15 protein-coding genes are annotated in these 18,625 nt (G+C 51.0%); 5 read left to right on the top strand and 10 right to left on the bottom strand.

Going from position 1 to position 18,625, the window contains the following annotated elements:
• Window positions 1-204: 204 nt before the first annotated feature.
• From ACLUXO_RS07705 to parE, 3 genes are all read right to left on the bottom strand, one after another.
• Entirely contained in the window at window positions 205-1,140 is a 936-nt protein-coding gene (locus ACLUXO_RS07705; RefSeq protein ID WP_412137054.1) for a manganese-dependent inorganic pyrophosphatase, read from the bottom strand.
• 114 nt (window positions 1,141-1,254) lie between these two features.
• The gene (parC, locus tag ACLUXO_RS07700; RefSeq protein ID WP_412137053.1) at window positions 1,255-3,738 is read right to left on the bottom strand and encodes a DNA topoisomerase IV subunit A; all 2,484 of its coding nucleotides are present in this window, start codon (window positions 3,736-3,738) and stop codon (window positions 1,255-1,257) included.
• Window positions 3,739-3,752: 14 nt separating this feature from the next.
• Window positions 3,753-5,687: a DNA topoisomerase IV subunit B gene (parE, locus tag ACLUXO_RS07695; RefSeq protein ID WP_412137064.1), complete on the bottom strand. Its 1,935-nt coding sequence runs from the start codon at window positions 5,685-5,687 to the stop codon at window positions 3,753-3,755.
• A gap of 92 nt (window positions 5,688-5,779) precedes the next feature.
• Between parE and plsY the strand changes: the two genes are divergently transcribed.
• On the top strand, window positions 5,780-6,424 hold the full coding sequence (gene plsY / locus ACLUXO_RS07690; protein WP_412137052.1) for a glycerol-3-phosphate 1-O-acyltransferase PlsY: 645 nt from the start codon (window positions 5,780-5,782) through the stop codon (window positions 6,422-6,424).
• A 106-nt stretch (window positions 6,425-6,530) separates the two neighbouring features.
• Here plsY and ACLUXO_RS07685 read toward each other — a convergent pair whose 3' ends face one another.
• From ACLUXO_RS07685 to ACLUXO_RS07655, 7 genes are all read right to left on the bottom strand, one after another.
• On the bottom strand, window positions 6,531-8,354 hold the full coding sequence (locus tag ACLUXO_RS07685) for an ABC transporter ATP-binding protein (RefSeq protein ID WP_412137051.1): 1,824 nt from the start codon (window positions 8,352-8,354) through the stop codon (window positions 6,531-6,533).
• Between the two features lies 1 nt (window position 8,355).
• Window positions 8,356-10,080 carry an ABC transporter ATP-binding protein gene (locus tag ACLUXO_RS07680; protein ID WP_412137050.1) on the bottom strand — a complete coding sequence of 575 codons (1,725 nt, stop codon included), beginning with the start codon at window positions 10,078-10,080 and terminating at the stop codon, window positions 8,356-8,358.
• On the bottom strand, window positions 10,073-10,555 hold the full coding sequence (locus tag ACLUXO_RS07675; RefSeq protein WP_412137049.1) for a MarR family winged helix-turn-helix transcriptional regulator: 483 nt from the start codon (window positions 10,553-10,555) through the stop codon (window positions 10,073-10,075). The genes ACLUXO_RS07680 and ACLUXO_RS07675 overlap by 8 nt, the downstream gene beginning before the upstream one ends.
• Before the next feature lie 120 nt (window positions 10,556-10,675).
• On the bottom strand, window positions 10,676-11,497 hold the full coding sequence (locus ACLUXO_RS07670; RefSeq protein ID WP_412137048.1) for an HAD family hydrolase: 822 nt from the start codon (window positions 11,495-11,497) through the stop codon (window positions 10,676-10,678).
• Between the two features lie 98 nt (window positions 11,498-11,595).
• Entirely contained in the window at window positions 11,596-12,177 is a 582-nt protein-coding gene (locus tag ACLUXO_RS07665; RefSeq protein ID WP_412137047.1) for a hypothetical protein, read from the bottom strand.
• Between the two features lie 6 nt (window positions 12,178-12,183).
• Window positions 12,184-13,344: a GGDEF domain-containing protein gene (locus tag ACLUXO_RS07660; protein WP_412137046.1), complete on the bottom strand. Its 1,161-nt coding sequence runs from the start codon at window positions 13,342-13,344 to the stop codon at window positions 12,184-12,186.
• Window positions 13,345-13,377: 33 nt separating this feature from the next.
• Window positions 13,378-15,063, bottom strand: coding sequence for an EAL domain-containing protein (locus ACLUXO_RS07655; RefSeq protein WP_412137045.1), 1,686 nt, complete (start codon window positions 15,061-15,063; stop codon window positions 13,378-13,380).
• Between the two features lie 388 nt (window positions 15,064-15,451).
• On the opposite strand from ACLUXO_RS07655, the gene ACLUXO_RS07650 reads away from it, so the two are divergent.
• The 4 genes from ACLUXO_RS07650 to ACLUXO_RS07635 are packed head-to-tail and all read left to right on the top strand — an operon-like array spanning window position 15,452 to window position 18,393.
• On the top strand, window positions 15,452-16,066 hold the full coding sequence (locus ACLUXO_RS07650; RefSeq protein WP_412137044.1) for an ECF transporter S component: 615 nt from the start codon (window positions 15,452-15,454) through the stop codon (window positions 16,064-16,066).
• Window positions 16,063-16,839: an energy-coupling factor transporter transmembrane component T gene (locus ACLUXO_RS07645; protein WP_412137043.1), complete on the top strand. Its 777-nt coding sequence runs from the start codon at window positions 16,063-16,065 to the stop codon at window positions 16,837-16,839. Before ACLUXO_RS07650 ends, ACLUXO_RS07645 begins: the two co-directional genes overlap by 4 nt.
• Window positions 16,818-17,642, top strand: a complete 825-nt coding sequence (locus tag ACLUXO_RS07640; protein WP_412137042.1) for an energy-coupling factor ABC transporter ATP-binding protein — start codon at window positions 16,818-16,820, stop codon at window positions 17,640-17,642. The genes ACLUXO_RS07645 and ACLUXO_RS07640 overlap by 22 nt, the downstream gene beginning before the upstream one ends.
• Window positions 17,626-18,393 (top strand): energy-coupling factor ABC transporter ATP-binding protein, encoded by a 768-nt coding sequence (locus ACLUXO_RS07635; RefSeq protein WP_412137041.1) that lies wholly within the window; start codon window positions 17,626-17,628, stop codon window positions 18,391-18,393. The genes ACLUXO_RS07640 and ACLUXO_RS07635 overlap by 17 nt, the downstream gene beginning before the upstream one ends.
• Window positions 18,394-18,625 lie beyond the last annotated feature (232 nt).

Raw genomic sequence — 18,625 nt, 5'->3', positions numbered from 1 at the left:
CAAGCGAGTAAAAAATAAATAGCTAAAGAAATAACTGTTGACAAAATTTCCCCCAGGATTTATTTGTTAACAGTATTTTTTTGGCGCGGCACAGCCGCGCTTTTTCTTTTTTAAGAAAAATTGTAGTAACAAGTAGGATGTTTAAAAAGTAGCAAAAAAAAGAATCCAGGCAACCTGGATTCTTTTTCCTTGTTATTTAGCTGATTAAGCTTCAAATGCCCGGGTCAATGGCGGAACGATTTGCTTCTTCCGGGAAACAACGCCTGGCAGGTGGGCTTCTGAGTCAACCAGTTCCTTGCCGAAGGCCTTGGCAAAGACAGACTTGCTTTCGTCGTCACCAATGAAGAGAACTTCTGAGTCGGAGTCCAAAACATTGGTAATTACCAGCATGAACAAGTCGTAGCCGTTTTCCTTAGCATCCTTTTCCATGGCTGCCAGGAAGGCATCCTTGCGTTCCAGGGCTTCTGGGACGTCAACAACGTTGACTTGAGCGATCCGGGCAGTCTTTGAGCCAAGTTCGAAGCTCTTGGCGTCCAGGTCGATCAGTTCTTCAACTGACTTAGCGGCGATGTTGGTGCCGGCCTTAAGCAGTTCCAAACCGTATTCCTTGTAGTCAACGCCGGCAATCTTAGCCAGGTCTTCAACTGCTTCCTTGTCGATGTCAGTAGTAGTTGGTGACTTCAAAAGCAAGGTGTCGGAAATGATGGCACTGAGCATGATACCAGCAATGTTGGCTGGAATTTCCATGTTTTGTTCCTTGAACATTTCCCACAAAACAGTGGAAGTGCAGCCTACTGGTTCAGCCCGGTAGAACAAGGGGTCGATCGTCGCGAAGTTGCTGATCCGGTGGTGGTCAATAACGTGGGTAACCTTGACTTGGTCCCGGTCTTCAACGCTTTGTTGCGGTTCGTTGTGGTCAACCAACATGATGGCCTTGACTTCATTTGCGACAGTCTTAACCACACGTGGTGCTTCAAAGCCGAACTTCTTCAAAGCAAAAGAAGTTTCATCGTTGGCTTCGCCCAAAGCAACGGCTTCAGTGTTGTAGCCATGTTGGTTTTGGAAGTATGAGTAGGCAATCGCCGTGCCGATTGCGTCAGTATCTGGGTTTCTGTGACCAAAAATCAGTTCTTTTTCCATCTTGGAATTTTCCCTTCTAGATTTAGCTAAAATTATTCTCTCTAATTAAGTCTACTAGAAAATCAGCGCTTTGTTCAATCTTTTCGCGATCTTTTCGCAATCTTTTTGATTTTTTTAGAACAAGCGGCCGACATCCCTGGCCTGGTCCGGTAAAGGCCGGCCCATGAGCAGTTCCTTAGCCTCTCCGTCTGTCTTAACATCAATGACGAAAGAACCGTTGCTCTGCCGATCGCCGACTGGGTGGTCGCTGGTCCGGATGACCTGCTTGCGCAGGCTGGAAGTGATCAAGATCAGCTCATGGTTTTGCCCGTAAGCCTGCAAGGCCACGATCCGGTGCGGCTTGGTCTTCAAGTTCCGCAAAACCAATACGCCCCGCTTGGCCCGGCTGGTCTTGCCGATCAATTTCAGCGGCATCTGCTTGAAGGCCCCTCTTTGGGTTACCAGACCCACCTTGAGCAGGTCGTCATATTGCGGGTCAGTGACCAGGCAGGCAACGACATAGTCGTCTTCCTTCAAGTTGATTGACTTGACCCCAGCTGCCCGGGCCCCGACTTGCGGAACTTCATCGATGTCATATTTAAGGGCAAAGGCCTGGTTGGTAAAGAGAGTGATTTCCCGCTTTTCACTTGTCTTGACCAGGTCCACGGTAATGACACGGGAGTCTTCCCCCTTCATCTTCATGGCCATGATTGCCCGGGACTTGTAGGTTCTGGTTGGCTGCAGGTCAGCGAGGGCCACCTGCTTGATAAAGCCATCATTTGTGGCCAGCAAGAAGGCCAGGTCTGGATCATCCAAAGCTTCCAAGGCAAAGACCCGGATGATGCTCTCGTCAGCTGCCAGGCCTAGTTCCTGGGACAAGTGCTGGCCAACATCCTTCCACTTGCTTTCAACCAGCTCATGCACCGGCCGGTAGATCAAGTTGCCATGGTTAGTGAAAAGGTAGAGGTTGGTCAAAGTCGACAGGGTCCCTTCATAAACCACCCGGTCAGTTTCCGGCAGGCCATTGTCGCCGGCTTCGGTTGACTGGAAGGACCGCATTGAGGACCGCTTGATGTAGCCGTCGCGGCTGATCAAGACCCGGACTGATTCTTCCGTGATCAAAGCCTTTTCATCGACTTCGACTCTGGCCGTTTCATCGCTGATTTCACTGCGCCGGTCTGAACCAAATTCCTTCTTGACGGCCCGGAGTTCCTTGATGATTTCCTTTTGCAAAACTTTCGGGTCCGCCAAAATCTTCTCGTAAGCCGCGATCTTGCCTGTCAGTTCCTCTTCTTCAGCTTGCAGGGCCAAAACGTCAGTATTGGTCAAGCGGTAAAGCTGCAAGGAGACGATAGCTTCAGCTTGCCGGTCAGTAAAGGCAAATTCCGCTACCAGGTTCTTCTTGGCGTCAGCCTTGTTCTTAGAAGCCCGGATGACCTTGATCACCTGGTCCAAGATGCTCATGGCCTTGATCAAGCCCTGGATGATTTCCAGCCGATCTGAGGCCTTCTTCAAGTCAAACTGGGTCCGCTTGGTTACGACTTCTTCTTCGTGTTCCAGGTAGGCAGCCAGGATCCGCTTGAGGCCCACCTGGACCGGAGTCATGTGGTCAATGGCCACCATGTTGAAGTTGTAGGAAACCTGCAGGTCAGTATTCTTCAAGAGGTAGTTGAGAATGTTCTGGGCATCCGCGTCTTTCTTAAGTTCGATGACAATAGAGAGACCGTGGCGGTCAGTTTCGTCTCGGACTTCACTGATCCCGTCCAGTTCCCGGCTGACCCGGATTTCATCAATCTTCTTGACCAGCTGGGCCTTGTTGACCAGGTAAGGAATTTCCGTCACCACGATCTGCTGGCGGTGGCCCCGGATCTCTTCAATATGAGTCTTGGCTCGGACCTGGATCCGGCCCTTGCCGGTCTTGTAGGCATCCCGCAAGCCTTTTTTGCCCATGACGATCCCGCCAGTCGGGAAGTCTGGCCCTTTGACAAAAGTCATCAGGTCTTCCAGGCTGGCGTCTGGGTGCTTGAGCAAGTGGATAGTCGCGTCTAAGACCTCACCCAGGTTGTGGGGCGGAATTTCCGTAGCGTAACCAGAAGAAATCCCGGTTGACCCATTGACTAAAAGATTGGGAAAACGGGCTGGCAAAACCGTTGGTTCATAAGCGGTGTCGTCGAAATTGAGCACCATTGGCACAGTTTCCTTGTCAATGTCTTCCAGCAGGACATTGGAAATCTTGGCCAGGCGGGATTCCGTATAACGCATGGCGGCGGGACTGTCGCCGTCCATGGACCCGTTGTTGCCGTGCATTTCGATCAAAGGCTCTCTCATCTTCCAGTCTTGAGACAGGAAAACCAGGGCCCCGTAAATAGAGCTGTCGCCGTGCGGGTGGTAGTTACCCATGATGTTACCGACGGCCTTGGCTGCCTTCTTAAAAGGCTTGTCAGCCGTATTGCCGTCCCGGTACATGGCGTAAAGAATCCGCCTCTGCACGGGCTTTAGTCCGTCGCGGATGTCCGGCAGGGCCCGTTCTTGAATAATATATTTGGAATAGCGGCCAAAGCGTTCGCCCATGACCTGTTCCAAAGGCATTTCACGAATCCGTTCGTGAGTTTCTGGCATATACTGCACCCTTCCTAATCATTTACCTTGTCTAAGATCGACTCTTCCTCGCCCAGGCGGAACTTGACGTTTTCTTCAATCCACTTTCTTCTGGCGGAAGCCTGGTCACCCATCAAGGTGGTTACCCGGCGTTCAGCCAATTGGGCATCGTCGATTCTGACCCGGATCAGCATCCGGCTTTCCGGATTCATGGTCGTCTCCCAGAGCTGGTCGGCATTCATTTCCCCCAGCCCCTTGAAGCGCTGCAGGGCATAGCCCTTGCCCACCTTCTTTTCATCCTCATCCCGTTCTTCATCGGTCCAGGCGTAAAGGTTGGTCTGCTTCTTGCTGATTCTGTAAAGCGGCGGCAGGGCAATGTAGACCTTGCCTGCTTCGATCATCGGCCGCATGTAGCGGTAGAAGAAGGTCAAAAGCAGGATCTGGATGTGGGCCCCGTCGTCGTCGGCGTCAGTCATAATGATGATCTTATCGTAGTTGGAGTCTTCAACCTTGAATTCGGTCCCGACCCCGGCTCCGATCGTGTGGATCATCGTGTTGATTTCTTCGTTCTTAAAAATATCTGCCAGTTTAGCCCGCTGGGTGTTCAAAACCTTCCCCCGCAAAGGCAGGATAGCCTGGAAGCGGCGGTCCCGGCCTTGCTTGGCGCTGCCGCCGGCTGAGTCCCCTTCGACTAAGAAAAGCTCGTTTTTCTTGGGGTTTCTGGACTGGGCCGGGGTTAATTTCCCGGACAGGACTTCCTTTTTGTGCCGCTTCTTCCCGTTTCTGGACTCGTCTCTGGCCTTCTTGGCCGCCTCTCTGGCATCCCGGGCCCTTTGGGCCTTCTTGACCAGGTCCTGGGCCCATTCCCCGTTTTCCAGCAGGTAGTAAGACAATTTCTCGTAAACGATGCTGTCGACCGCGCTTCTGGCCTGGGGAGTCCCCAGCTTACCCTTGGTCTGCCCTTCAAATTCCAGCAGTTCTTCCGGGATCTTGACGCTCAAAACGGCGCTGAGCCCTTCCCGGTAGTCGGACCCTTCCAGGTTCTTGTCCTTCTTGCCCAAAAGCCCCTGCTTCTTGGCATAGTCGTTAAAGGCCCGGGTAAAGCCGCTTCTGGCCCCGACTTCATGGGAGCCGCCGTCAGCGGTCCGGACATTGTTGACGAAGGAAACAAAGTTCTCTGAGTATGAGTCGCTGTACTGGCCGGCAAATTCGATTTCCATCCCATCCTGGCTGCCTGCAAAATAGAAGACCTTGCCGATCGTCCCCTTGCCTTCATTGAGGTAGGCAACGAAACTTTCAATCCCGTCGTCATATTGGAAGACGTCGTGGTGGTTTGGCGTCCGTTCGTCCGTTAAAGTAAACTTGACTCCTTTAAGCAGGAAGGCCGATTCCCGGATTCTTTCCTGGATGGTCTCGTAGTTGTACTTAGTCGTTGAAAAAATCATCGGGTCCGGCTTGAAAGTGATCGTGGTCCCAGTCTTTTCTTTGGTTGCTCCCAGGCAGCGGAGGGTGCCGATTGGGTGACCGCCATTTTGGAATTCTTCCTCGTAGGCCTTGCCGTCACGCACCACGTGCACCTTCATGTAGCTGGACAGGGCGTTGACCACGGAAGAGCCGACCCCGTGCAGACCGCCGGAGGTCTTATAGTTCTGCTCCGTGAACTTGCCGCCGGCATGCAGGACAGTAAGGATGACTTCAATGGTTGGCCGGCCTGAGGCATGCATCCCTGTCGGCATCCCCCGGCCGAAGTCCTGCACGGTCACGGAATTGTCCTCGTGGATGGTCACGTTGATTTCCTGGCCAAAACCAGCCATGGCTTCGTCGACGGAGTTGTCGACGATTTCATAGACCAGCTGGTTCAAGCCGTGGATGTCGGTTGACCCGATATACATCCCCGGCCGCTTGCGGACTGCCTCCAGCCCGTGCAGAATTTGAATTGAAGAATCATCATAGGTGTTCTTTGGCAAAATAAAACATCTCCAAGCTTTAGATTATAAACTTCGTATCAATTCAGTCCGTTATTTGTTAAAATAGCAGGTACAAGATAAACGGAGTTGATTTGATGTTTGCAACGAAATTTGCATTACTTTTAATTTTAGCATACTTAATTGGTTCTTTTCCGACCGGTGTTTTAGTCGGCAAGCTCTTCTACCACAAGGATATCCGGGATTACGGGTCCCACAATATCGGGACCACCAACACCTTCCGGGTCCTGGGCCCCAAGGCCGGAACCCTGGTCTTCCTGGTTGACTTCTTCAAGGGGACCCTGGCCACCTTCCTGCCCCGGATCTTCCACCTGGGTGACCACCACTTGTGCCTGATTTTCGGGGCAGCGGCCATCTTCGGCCACGCCTTCTCAATCTTCCTCAAGTTCAAGGGCGGCAAGGCCGTGGCCACCACGGCGGGTTTCCTTCTGGGCTACAATGTCCAGTTCTTCAGCCTCTGCGCCTGCTTCTTCATCCCCCTGCTCTTAATCACCAGCATGGTGTCCTTGAGCAGCTTGCTTTCAGTCGTCTTGATCTTTATTTCCAGCTTCTTCTTCCATGACACCTTCTTGACCGTCATGTCAGGAGTCCTGGTTGTCCTCATCTGGTGGAGCCACCGGGCCAACATCAAGCGGATTATCGCCGGAAATGAGAACCTGGTTCCCTTCGGCCTTTACTATCATATTAAGCAAAAGCAGGACAAGGACAAGAAGGAGCGGTAATTTTTGAACCAATCCTATTATACGGAACACATGTTCAAAATGCAAAGGGCTATTTTTTAAATATTGCTAAAGCAAAAGCCATGATTCGCGAGAATCATGGCTTTTTTCAGATTTCCTGGCCTAAAAACTGGCTTTGGTAGAGGTCAGCGTAAAAGCCGTCCTTGGCCAAGAGACTTTGGTGGTTGCCGCTTTCGACGATTTGGCCGTGGTTGATCACGATGATCTTGTCGGCATCCTGGATGGTTGACAGGCGGTGGGCAATCACGAAGCTGGTTCTTTCCTGCTTCAGATCGGCCATCGCCTTCTGGATCAAGCTTTCCGTCCGGGTGTCAACCGAGCTGGTCGCCTCATCCAGGATGAGAATTTCCGGATCAGCTAAAAAGGCCCGGGCAATCGTCAAGAGCTGCCTTTGCCCCTGGGAAATATTTGTCCCTTCTTCGTTTAACAGGGTCTGGTAGCCATCTGGCAGCTGGCGGATGAAGCTATCGGCCCTGGCCAGGCGGGCTGCCCGGTAGACCTCTTCATCACTGGCATCTTCCCGGCCGTACTTGATATTGGCAAAAATTGTTCCGGTGAAGAGCCAGGTATCCTGCAAAACCATGGCGAGATGGCTGCGCAAGTCTTCCCGGCTCATTGACCTGGTTTCCTGGCCGTCTAAGTAAATTTGCCCGCCTTTTACGTCATAGAAGCGCTCCAGCAGGTTGATGATCGTGGTCTTGCCGGCGCCGGTTGGCCCGACAATGGCCACCATCTCCCCTTTTGCTACTTCCAGGCTGAAGTTTTCGATCAAAGGAGCATCAGTGTAGCTGAAAGAAACATCCTTAAAGGTCAGTTTAGCATCTGTCTTTAATCCTTCCGCCGGGTGGACTGTTTCATCCATGTCTTCAGCATCCAGAACGGCAAAAATTCTTTCGGCAGAAGCAATGGTCTGCTGGATCGTGCTGGACATGTTGGCCAGCTGAGTCAAGGGCTGGGAGAACTGGTTGGAATACTGGAGAAAGGCCTGGACATTGCCCAGGCTGATGGCGCCGTTGATCACATCGATGACCCCAAAGACAGCAATCAAGAGATAGCCGACATTTTTAACAAAGTTCATCAAGGGGAAAATCATGATCGAGAGAAATTCCGCCTTCCAGGAAGCGTCAAAGTAGGAGTCATTATGCTTGGCAAAAGTCTCCTCTTCATTTTCTTCCTGGCCAAAAACGCGGACGATGCCGACCCCGGCATAGATTTCTTCCACCTGCCCGTTGATTTTGCCCAGTTGCTCTTGCTGGCGGCCAAACAGCTTCTGGGCCTTGGGAGCAATCGTGCCCGTGATCAAGACGCTGACTGGCACGGTCAAAAGCGCCACTAAAGTCAGCTTCCAGGAGATCGTGAACATGATCGCCAGGGTTCCGGCCAAGGAAATGGCACTGGTGATCAGCTGGATCAGGGTTTGCTGAAGAGTGCCGGAGATATTGTCCATGTCATTGACCATCCGGCTCATCAAGTCCCCTTTTGAGTGAGTATCATAATAAGATACCGGGACATGGCGCATTTTTTCTTTAAAATCCGCCCGCAAGTGGCAGACGACCTGCTGGGAAATCCGGGTCATGATGATCTGCTCAGCAAAATTAAAGATGCTGGAAATCAAGTAAAGGGCAATCACCCAGAGCCCGATCTTAAAGACGCCGGCAAAATCGATCGGCAGGCTGGTCAAATGCTGGCCGGCCTTCTCTTGAGCATAGCCCTTCATCACCCCTTGGTAGATCAAGGTCGTGGCCTGGCCCAGGACTTTCGGAGCAAAAATTGAAAAAACTGTTGCAATAGTGGCAAAAATGACCGACAAGATTACGCCAAAGCGCCAGGGACCAAGGTAGGCCAAGAGCCGGCGGCTGGTCGGCCAAAAGTGTTCAGCCTTGTCAATTTTTCCTTTATGACCGTGATGCATCCTAATCTTCTCCTTTCTGGAACTGGGAAGCGACAATCTGCTGGTAGTTCGGGCAGGTCCGCTTCAATTCTTCATGCTTGCCCTGGCCGACCACCCGGCCACCGTCTAAGACCAGGATCTGGTCAGCAGAAGCTACCGTGGAGACCCGCTGGGCCACAATGACGGTAATGGCCTGCCGCATCTTCGGATCCGCCGCCAGGGCCTTTCTAAGGGCCGCGTCAGTCTTAAAGTCAAGGGCGGAAAAGGAGTCGTCAAAAATATATACATCGGCATCTTTGATGATGGTCCGGGCGATGGCCAGTCTTTGCCGCTGGCCGCCGGAGAAGTTGGCTCCGCCGGCTTCCACCGCGCTGTCCAGGCCCCCGTTTTCTTTGACAAAGTCCGCGGCTTGGGCGATTTCCAAGGCATGCCACATTTCTTCTTCACTGGCATCCCCCTTGCCAAAAAGCAGGTTTGACCGGACCGTGCCCTTGAACAAGACAGCCTTTTGCTGGGTTAAGGAGATCAACTTGTGCAAGTCTGCCTGCTTTAAGTCCGTTATCTTGGCCCCGTCAACTTTAACGGCCCCTTTTTCCACGTCCAAAAGGCGGGGAATCAAGTTGACCAGGGTGGACTTGCCTGACCCGGTCCCCCCGATCAAGGCCAGGGTCTGGCCAGCTTTTACCTTGAAATTAATTCCTTCTAAGGCTGCCTCTTCAGCTCCGGCATAGCGGAAGCTAACCTGGTCAAATTCCAGCTCTGCCGGACCTTTTGGCATAGATACCGGCTCTACTGAGTCCTGGAGCTGATTTTCGGCATCCAATACTTCATTGATTCTTTTAGCTGAAACAGAAGCCCGGGGAATCACGATAAAGAGCATGGACAGCATCATGAAACTCATCAGAATCTGAGTTGCGTAAGTCAAGAAAGTCAAAAGACTGCCGATTTCCATAATTCTGCCGCTAATTAGGCGGCTGCCCAGAAAAACGATGCCCACATTGGTCAAGCTGAGCACCAAGATAACGGCGGGCTGCATGAAGGAAATGATCGTGTAGGCCTTAATGCCAATCTTCGTGTAGTCTAAATTAGCTCCGGCAAAGCGGTCCTGCTCGCGCTGGTCTTGCCTAAAGGCCCGGATAACCCGGACCCCGGTCAGGCCTTCTCTGAAAATCAAGTTGATCCGGTCGGTTTTCTGCTGGATGCTCTTAAAGAGCGGCATGGCAAAGTGCAGCAATAAAAGGATGATGGCCGCCAAAATTGGCAGGGCAATGGCAAAGACTTTTGCCAGGCGGGGCTGCTGGATATAGGCCAAAACGGTCCCGGCCACCAGCATGATCGGAGACTGAAGCAGCATCCGCAGGAGCTGCATGAAGGTCATTTGTACCTGGACGACGTCATTAGTCGTTCTGGTAATTAAAGAGGACTGGCCAAAGCGGCTGATCTCCTCATCAGAGAAGGTCAAGACCTTAGCAAAGAGCATGGCTCTAAGCCGCTGGCCGACCTGCATGGCCTGGTGGGAGGCAAAGTAAATGTTGCCAAAAGCCGCCAGCAGGCCCAAGGCGGAAACCAGAAGCATCTTGCCCCCGGTTTGCCAGATATAGGGCAGGTTCTGGCCAATGATCCCCTTGTCAACCAGGTCAGCCGTCACCGTTGGCAGGTACAAATCACATGCAACTTGTACTAATAAAAAAAGACTTGCCAGGCAAGTCGCCCAGCAAGTCAATGTTTTTCTAGCAATTTTAAGCATGGTTTTCACCCTCTTTTTTGGCATCTTCTTCCATGCGTTCTTCCAAGAATAATGCCTGTTTGTCCAGCTTCTTCAAAATGTTTAGGTATTCAGCCTTTTCATCGCCGCTTAAGGGGCTCATCAAGTCGCCCACAAAGCCCAGCCAGCTGGAGTGATTGCGTTCGTTTTGTTCCCGGCCCTTTTCAGTCAAGTAGAGGCGGAAAACCCGGTGGTCGCCGTTGTCCCGGCGCCGTTCGATCAAGCCGTGCCGCTCCAGGCGGTCAACAACTTCACTGATTGAGGATGGCCTTACTCTGGCAAAGCGGGCCAGTTCCGCCTGCTTCATCCCTTCATTCTTGCTGAGCAGGGCCAAAGTCCGGTTCTGCCCCCGGACACCGCCGTGCAGCTTCTCATACCGCATCCCCATTTGGGCCAGTTGCCGCTGCAGCCGCATGCTCCGGTGAAATAATTCTTCATTGAGTTCTTCTTCTGCCATCCTGCTTGTCCTTTCTGCAAAAAATAATCAAGAAATTAAGATTCGGTACCTAACTATCTAGTATACCTGGATCATGCACAATGTAAAGCAAAACAGCCGCCAAAAGGCAGCTGTCGCTAATTAATCAAACAATTTTCGCAGAATTTGCATTACTCCTTCATCGTTGTTGCTTGGAGCAATGTGGTCAGCAATCTTTTTCAAGTCCGGGTGGCCGTTGACCATGGCGTAGCTGGTCCCAGCCGCTTCTAACATGGTCAGGTCATTTAAGTAGTCGCCAAAAGCCAGAATTTCATCTTGCTTGATTCCTTTAAGGTCAGCAATCTTCTTCACCGCTGCCCCCTTATTGGCCTCCTTGTTGACGATGTCGATCCATTCCGGCCCAGCTAAAACCGCGCTTAAGTTGCCCGGCATTTCCGGCAATTGCCGGTAGATCCGCTCAGCTGCCCCGCCTTCGATATAAACAGTAAATTTAATAATTTCATCGCTGTTTACTTCAGCTTCAAGGTCTGCAACATAGCGGCGCTTAATATAGTAAGTATCCAGCTGCTTTAAAAAGTTCCGGTCACCCTCCGGGTCGTGGCAGATGGCCTGGCTGGCCCCGCAGAGAATCGGATTGGCCAGGGGCTCATCTTTAAAGAGGTCCAGGCAGAATTTTGCTTCTTCCGCTGTAATGCCGGCCTTGGCCAAAATTTGCCCCTGCTGGTAGATCAAGCCGCCATTGTCGCCAATGAAGATCAAGTGGTCTTTGATCTCCTTGAAAAGCTCTTCATTGGTGTAATATGGCCGGCCACTGGCGATCACCATCTGCTGGTCCGGGTGGCTGAGGACCCAAGGGGCAAATGAAGCTGGCACCTCTTTGGCGTCATTGACCAGGGTGCCATCCATGTCAGTCGCGATTAATTTGATTTTTTTCTTTTCTTCCATCTTTTTCTCCAAACTCATTTCTGCTAGTTTCTTAGACCATTATTTCATTTTTTGTAAGAGATTTCAAAGCTTTCTGCATGAAAAAAGCAGGCAAATGCCTGCTTTGCTTCATACTTTTAGCCATAGATCTGGTTGACTGCCTGCCGGTAGAGGTCGACTGACAGACCAGCCGGATCTGCGTTTTTAAGGCGCAGATATTCCTCGCGTAAGTCTTCCCACTGGTCCCAGTCCTTAATCGTTTCTTCCTGGATGGTCAAAAAGCGGGTATTAAAGGCTTCGCTCCACTTGCCCCCGTCAGTTTTGACCAGGCGGTATTCATCCCCGTCTTCTTCCTTGATGATGGTCAAGTCTAACTTAAAGTTGACCTTGCCGCTCTTCTTAGCCCGGTGCAGGAAGGTTAAAGCCTGGCTGTTTTCCCGGCCGCCTTCGAACTTGCTGGCCAGACCGGCAGTTAAGCCGGCGCTGATTTTAGCCAGCAGGGCCGCTGGATCTTCTTCGGCCGCCTTGACCAGCTTTAACTGGTAGTCCAGGTCCACCACCCCGTCGTTTTGGGTCACGAAGTTGCCGGCCGTCCCGACCGTGCTCTCCAGTTCCAGGCTGATGCCTTCTTGCCGCAAGTCCGCCAAAGCAGCGTTGACCGCGTCAACGGTCAAGTAGCGGTAGATCTTGATTTGTTCTTTCGGGATGTAGCTGTACATAATGCCTCATTTCTGCTCTTTGCCAATAATCTGGTCCTTACCCTGCTTTTTAGCCTGGTAAAGATAGTCGTCAGCCTGCTGGATCAGCCGCCGCAGCTCTCCTTCATCGGCAACCGTGCCGGTGGCATAGCCGATGCTCAAGGTGGCTGGCTCTTTTAATTGCTGGTTTAGTTTAGCATATTCAGCTTGAAAAATCTGCAATTTTTTGCCAAAAGCACCATCTTCCAGGCCAGAAGCAATAATCAAGATTTCATCGCCGCCATAGCGGTAGCTGCGCAAGTGCTCACTCATCCAGTCTTTTTGCAGGTAGCGGCCCAATCTGGTCAAGACTAAATCCCCGTACGCATGGCCGTAATTGTCGTTAAAACGCTTGAAATTGTCTAAATCGATCATGGCCGCGCCAACTTCTTGATTAAGGTAATTGGGGAAGTCCTCCCGTAGGGCCAGGCGGTTGTAAATGCCAGTCAACTCGTCGGTCCGGCTGCTGACAAAAAGCGACCCGTTGGCCCGGTGCAAGATGTCGTTATACCAGGAGCTTTCCCTAAACCAATGCCGGCGCAAAACAATACAGGCCTGGCCAATTACATAGAAAAGGAACAAATCATAAGCATCCTGCCAGGCAACCTGGACATGATTAGTAAGAATAATCACCATGGTGGAAAACAGGCTTGAGACGACCAGAGCGAAGCCGCGGCCTTGTCTGTAGTATGGCAAAACGCAGATAACCATCATCATTAAAACAAGTTCAAAAAAGTAGCTGCTGCCTTCTTGCGTGCTGTACAAGGTTAAGCCTGACAAGAAAGCATTGACGGCCAGATTGGAAAAACAAGTTCTGATCTCAAATTCCGCTTCCTGGGGGTTATTTTTGAGCCAAAGGAGCAAAAACAAATTCGGCAAGTTGGCCAACAGCAGGAGCAGATACACCCATTCACTAGGAATAGCCGGAAAAAACGATACATTGGCATAGTAAGAGTTGAGGCCAAACAGGCCCAGGAAGCCAATGACCGTAATCAAGCTGGAAACGGCAATTCCCATGGTGAGATTGTTGCTGGCAATTTCCCTGGCAAATTCTTCAGAAGTCAAATATTCCGCGTATACTGCTTCTTTTTCATTGGCCAATTGCCAGCTGAGGCCATGAACCCTTTTCCTGTTTCCTTTCTCTTTCATCATCATCACATCACATTTTTATTCCAACACTGTCTAAGAAATTACCTGCTGGTTTTCATCCAACTTAACTGGCTTGCTGAATAAAAAGCCCTGCAGCAAGTCACAGCCGGCTGCTTGCAAAAAGTCTCTCTGTTCTTCGGTTTCAACCCCTTCTGCCAAGACCGTCAGCCCCAGTTTATGGGCGACTTTAGCGATTTCCGGAATCAAAAGCCGGTTTAAAGGCCCGTCATCAAGGTGGCGGACAAAGACCATGTCAATTTTGACCAGATCAAAGCTGTAATCGTTTAAAGCATTAAGGGAGGAGTAGCCGCTGCCAAAGTCATCCATCCAGACCTCAAAACCATAAGCCCGCAGCTGCTTGATCTGCTCATTCAGCCGGACAGTGTTTGTTGACAGGTCCCGCTCCGTGATTTCAATCTCGATCAAAGACCTGTCCAGGCCTGCTCCAGTAACCAAATTGTTGATCCTTTCAACCATATTTGGCATTTCAAAGTCTTCATGGGACAGGTTGACAGAAACTGGCTTAAGGTCCAGGCCGCGCTTTTTCCACTGCCGCAATTTGGTAACCACTTCCCAGAGCATGTACATGTCCAGGTAATAAGTTAGGTGGTGCTTTTCAATCACCGGGATAAAGGCCGCCGGTGAAACCAGGCCCTTTTCCGGATCCTCCCAGCGGGCCAGAGCTTCATAAGAAGCGGTTTTCCCGTCTTTGGCCGAGCAGATTGGCTGGAAGTAGGGTGTCAGCCAACCTTCATCCATGGCCCGGCTGAAGTTGTCCAAAAAGTAGCTTTCTTCTAGGTCCTCTTCTTCAACTACCGGGTCATACTTCTTCACGTAGAAGCGGCGGTCATGGCCGATCTCCTTCATGGCTTGATTGGACCGGTGGGCAACCGTCATGATGTTCTGGTCTTCATCTTGAATATCATAAAGGCCAAACTGTAGGTCGACAGCTTCGTTTTTGGCAAGGTCAACGAACTTTTCATGGATATTCTTGATCTTTTCATCAATGCCGGCCGCAGTCGTCAAAATCAAGAAGTGGTCATCCTGGTTGTAGTAGACATGACCCTCCGTGATTTCGCTCACTAACAGTTCGGCCAATTTCTTCAAAAGCTGGTCGCCCTTTTTTAGGCCATAGAGGTTGTTGTAAACACTCATGCCGGCAATATTGAGAGTCATGCAGACCGGCTGCTTCTTGGCTAAACGCAGCTTGGCCACTTCTTCCATGCCAAAAATCTCCAGGAAACGGCGGTTAGGCAGGTTGGTCAACCGGTCCTGGTACATCTGGTCATTGGCATACTTCTGGTAGTGGGTATCTAAAATCTGGTTGTTCTTGCCGGATTCTTCCGCGTCGCTGTAAAAGAAGAAGCCCAGGCTGACGCCATCAACCAGCACATGGTTGGCCCAGGAGTGGAAAATATGGTAATCCTCCATCTTTGGTGTCTTCCAGCGGAAGAAAACATCGTATTTCTCATCCGTGTGAGCCGCAAAATTCTTGCCAAAATAAGCCATCCGGCCGATATCATCGGGGTGGACAAAACCAAACATGCTCTTATCCAGGCTGGCCACTAAAAAATCGCGGTCAACCCGCAGCAATCTGCATAATTCATCTGTCACCAGCAAGGTCTTAGGCTTGCCGGCAATTATTTGGTAAATTGCCATGCCAGTCGGCAGCTGCTCATAGTCTTTTCTTTGCTGCTCCGTGAATTTGATTATTTCCATGGTACTTGCTCCTGTTTTTTCGATATCCAGCGATCGGGATTTCGTGCGCTTACATTCATTATAAAATAAGAATGATTCTTCTTAAAGGTGAAAAAGAAAAATTCCTATATTATCACTTGTCTGTTTAATTATCTTTTGAAATATAGATATAAAAAATAACACATTAGTTATTGTGACTTGCGTGAGTTTATATTTTCCTCAACCTTTTCCTAAAGGGCTTACATTAGTTTTTTGGCAAAAAAACTTGTCCCAGCCTCAGTCTGGTGGTAAGCTTGCAGTAAATCATTTTCATAAAAGTATAGGTTACCTTTACTTTTATAATCTGGTTCGACGATCGCCTGTTTTTATGTCATTTTCTTTTTGTTTATATTTTTCACGAGGTTGCAAAATGGATTCTAAAGAAATCAGTTCTAAAAACAAGGCCAGCTTCTGGTCCTTCAAGCTTTCCGCCCACGCCATGACCCTAATTCCGGCCGCCGTCGGGATCAACTATGTTGCCAAGGCCTTTGCTGAAGGGCTGAAATTACCGGTCTGGCTGGGGTCACTTGGGACTTTCCTGGCCAGCATGCTGGCTGGTCCTGTTGCCGGGGCCATCAGCGGCTTTATCAACAATGTCATCTACGGTTTGACCCTGTCACCTGTTTCCACCGTTTACGCTTTGACCAGCATCGGGATCGGCCTGGCAGTTGCCTGGCTGAACCAGCGGGGCTTTTTCAAGCGGCCGGTTACTGTCTTGCCAGCAGCTATTTTGATTGCCCTGGTTTCCGCCGTGATCTCCACCCCGCTCAACGTCATTTTCTGGAGCGGACAGACCGGGATTGCTTGGGGGGATGCCCTCTTTGCCTCCCTGGTTGCCAAACACGTGAACATCTGGATTGCTTCATTCCTTGATGAATTTGTTCTTGACCTTTTGGACAAGACAGTCGTCGCCTACCTGGCCTTTTTGATCTACAAGCAGCTGCCACATCGCCTGGTCTACTTTTTCAAGGGGACTGAAGAATGAGAAATAACGCGGAAGACCTGGCCCTGCCCGCCTGGCAGGCAGCCATTGACCCCATCAGCAAGCTGCTCTTGATCCTGCTCTTTACGCTCGCTGCTTTCGCCGCCGGGAATCTATCCAGTGCGCTGATCATCCTCGCTGCCAGCTTTATCCTGGCCCTTTTGACCAAAAATCTCCATGCCCTTTGGGGGATGTGTGCCTTCAGCCTCTTCCTCATCCTGACCATGCTCTTAATCCAGGGGCTCTTTTGGCCGGCCAACCATACCGCCGCCTTTTCCGTTGCCTCTTTGACCTTTTACCAGGAAGGGCTGGACCACGCGGTTCTCTTAGCCTGCCGGATTTTGACCATTATTTTTTCCAGCAGCTTTTTCATCCAGACGACGACCATTTCAGAGAATGCCCGCTACCTGGAAAATTCCGGTTTGTCCTACCAGCAGGTCTACGTCCTCATGTCGGTCTGCTATATCCTGCCGCAGATGCAGGAAAACCTGCGCAAGATCCAGCTGGCCCAGAAGGCCCGGGGGATCGCGCCAGCCAAGTCCCTGCTCTCCCGGATCAAAAATCTCTTTCCCGTCCTTTTGCCCTTGATCGTCAAGAGCTTCCAGCAGGCCATGAACCGGTCAATCGCCCTGCAGCTGCGGGGCTACGCCAGCCCTAAGCGGCGGGCGGCCAGCTTAAAAAATGACTACTGGAAAGACAAATTCTGCCACCGCCTGCTCATTGCCAGCTGCCTGGTCCTTTTAGGAGTAAAAGCATGTCTAACAATTTTCAACTGACCATCAGCCAGCTCAGCCTCCGCTACCTGGGCTTTGAAAATCTGGCTTTAGAAAATATATCTGCCCAAAGCCGCGGTAAGCGGATCGGCCTTATCGGTCCCAGTCATGCCGGTAAAAGCAGCCTTCTGGCCCTTTTAGCCGGAATTGCGGGGAAAATGATTCCCGCCAAGTTTTCCGGTTCAGTCCGGATCAACGGTGAAGAGCTTCATGCTTGGCGAAGCCAGCATGAAATCGCCCTCCTTTTGCAAGACCCGGCCAGCCAGCTGTCCGGTTTAGCCGACACAGTTTATGATGAATTAGCCTTTTCCCTGCTCAACCAGGGCAAAAGCGATGAGGAAATAGAAAGTGCAGTTAGGCGGGCAGCTGACCAGCTGGACTTGACCAATTTGCTGGACCAGTCGCCAAACCAGCTTTCTGGCGGCCAGACCCAGCGGGTAGCCATCGCCACTGCCCTGGTCACTGAGCCCGACCTGCTTTTGCTCGACGATCCGACCAGCCAGATGGATCCCTTGGGCCGCCAGCACTTTTTCAACTGGCTGGAAAAGCTTTCCTGTCCTTTCCTGATCAGCTCCAATGAACTGGATGACTTAGCCACCCTCTGCGATCAAATCTGGGTAATCAAAGATGGCTGCCTGCTGATGGCGGACTCTCCCCAAACGGTCTTCAATCAGCTGGATGACCCGGCTTTCGACAAGCCCGCTGCCTGGAAAATGGCCAAAAAGCTTGAGCTTGAACTCAATGGCCGCTACCCGGTCAATGCCCGTGAACTAAAGGAAGCTGCCAAAAATGCAAATTACGATTAAAAACCTTCATTATACATACCCAGAAACGGATTTTTCCCTGGACATCCCGGACTTGACTCTTTCTCCCGGCTTGATCTGCCTGGTCGGACAAAACGGGTCCGGCAAGTCCACTCTCTTGAAGCTTTTGGCTGACCTCCTGCCAGCAGGGGATGCCATTAAAGCGGACGACCAGGCTTTGTCTGACTATCTGGCTTCCGGCCGCTTGAGCAAGATCGCCTATGCCTTTCAGGATCCCAATGACCAGCTTTTTAACTCCAGCGTGGAAAAAGAACTGGCCTGGTCCATGAAGCAGGCCAAACTGCCGGAAGACAAAATTACCAAGAGAACGGAAGCCGCCCTTAAAGAATTCGGCCTGGCAGAATTCCGGGACTTAAACCCTTACGACTTGTCTCTTTCCGGGAAAAAATTATTGACCATCGCCTCCGCCCTGGTCCTTGACCCGGAAGTCTGCCTGTTAGACGAGCCCTTGATGAGCCTGGACTATCCTGGCCGCTGCCTGGTCACCCAGCTGCTTGAAAAGCGGCTGGCCCGGGGCAAAACCGTAATCATGATCACCCACGACATGGACTGGCTGGCCGAAAATTGCCAGGAGGTTTATGCCATGAGCCAGGGCCAGCTGGTATACCACGGCCCGGTTAAGCAGCTCTTTAGTGACCAGGAGCTTTTAGACCGGCTGGGCCTTTTGCCAGCTAAGACCTGGCAGCTCAGCCAGCTGCTGGGGCTTAAGCCGGAAGTCCTTTCGTTAAAATAAACCGATCCCTTGGCAAAATATCGTAAATATTTTGTATGCGCTTCATTTGGCTCTCATCTGCCTGCTTTCCTCCTAAGCCCGCCACTATAACTTTTAGTTTACTTTAGCTGATTTTTTACCTAAAAATCCTCTTAAAGGCAGGTAAAAGCTAGCTTAGTTTTATACGAAAGCGTTTGCAAAACCATCCCAACTTTCTTACAATTAATGTGTAAGAAATGCAAAAGCAAGCAAG

Origin of the sequence: Lactobacillus delbrueckii subsp. bulgaricus, assembly GCF_046938665.1 — a bacterium.
GTDB lineage: Bacteria > Bacillota > Bacilli > Lactobacillales > Lactobacillaceae > Lactobacillus > Lactobacillus delbrueckii_C.
This window is presented reverse-complemented; position numbering and strand designations above follow the sequence as displayed.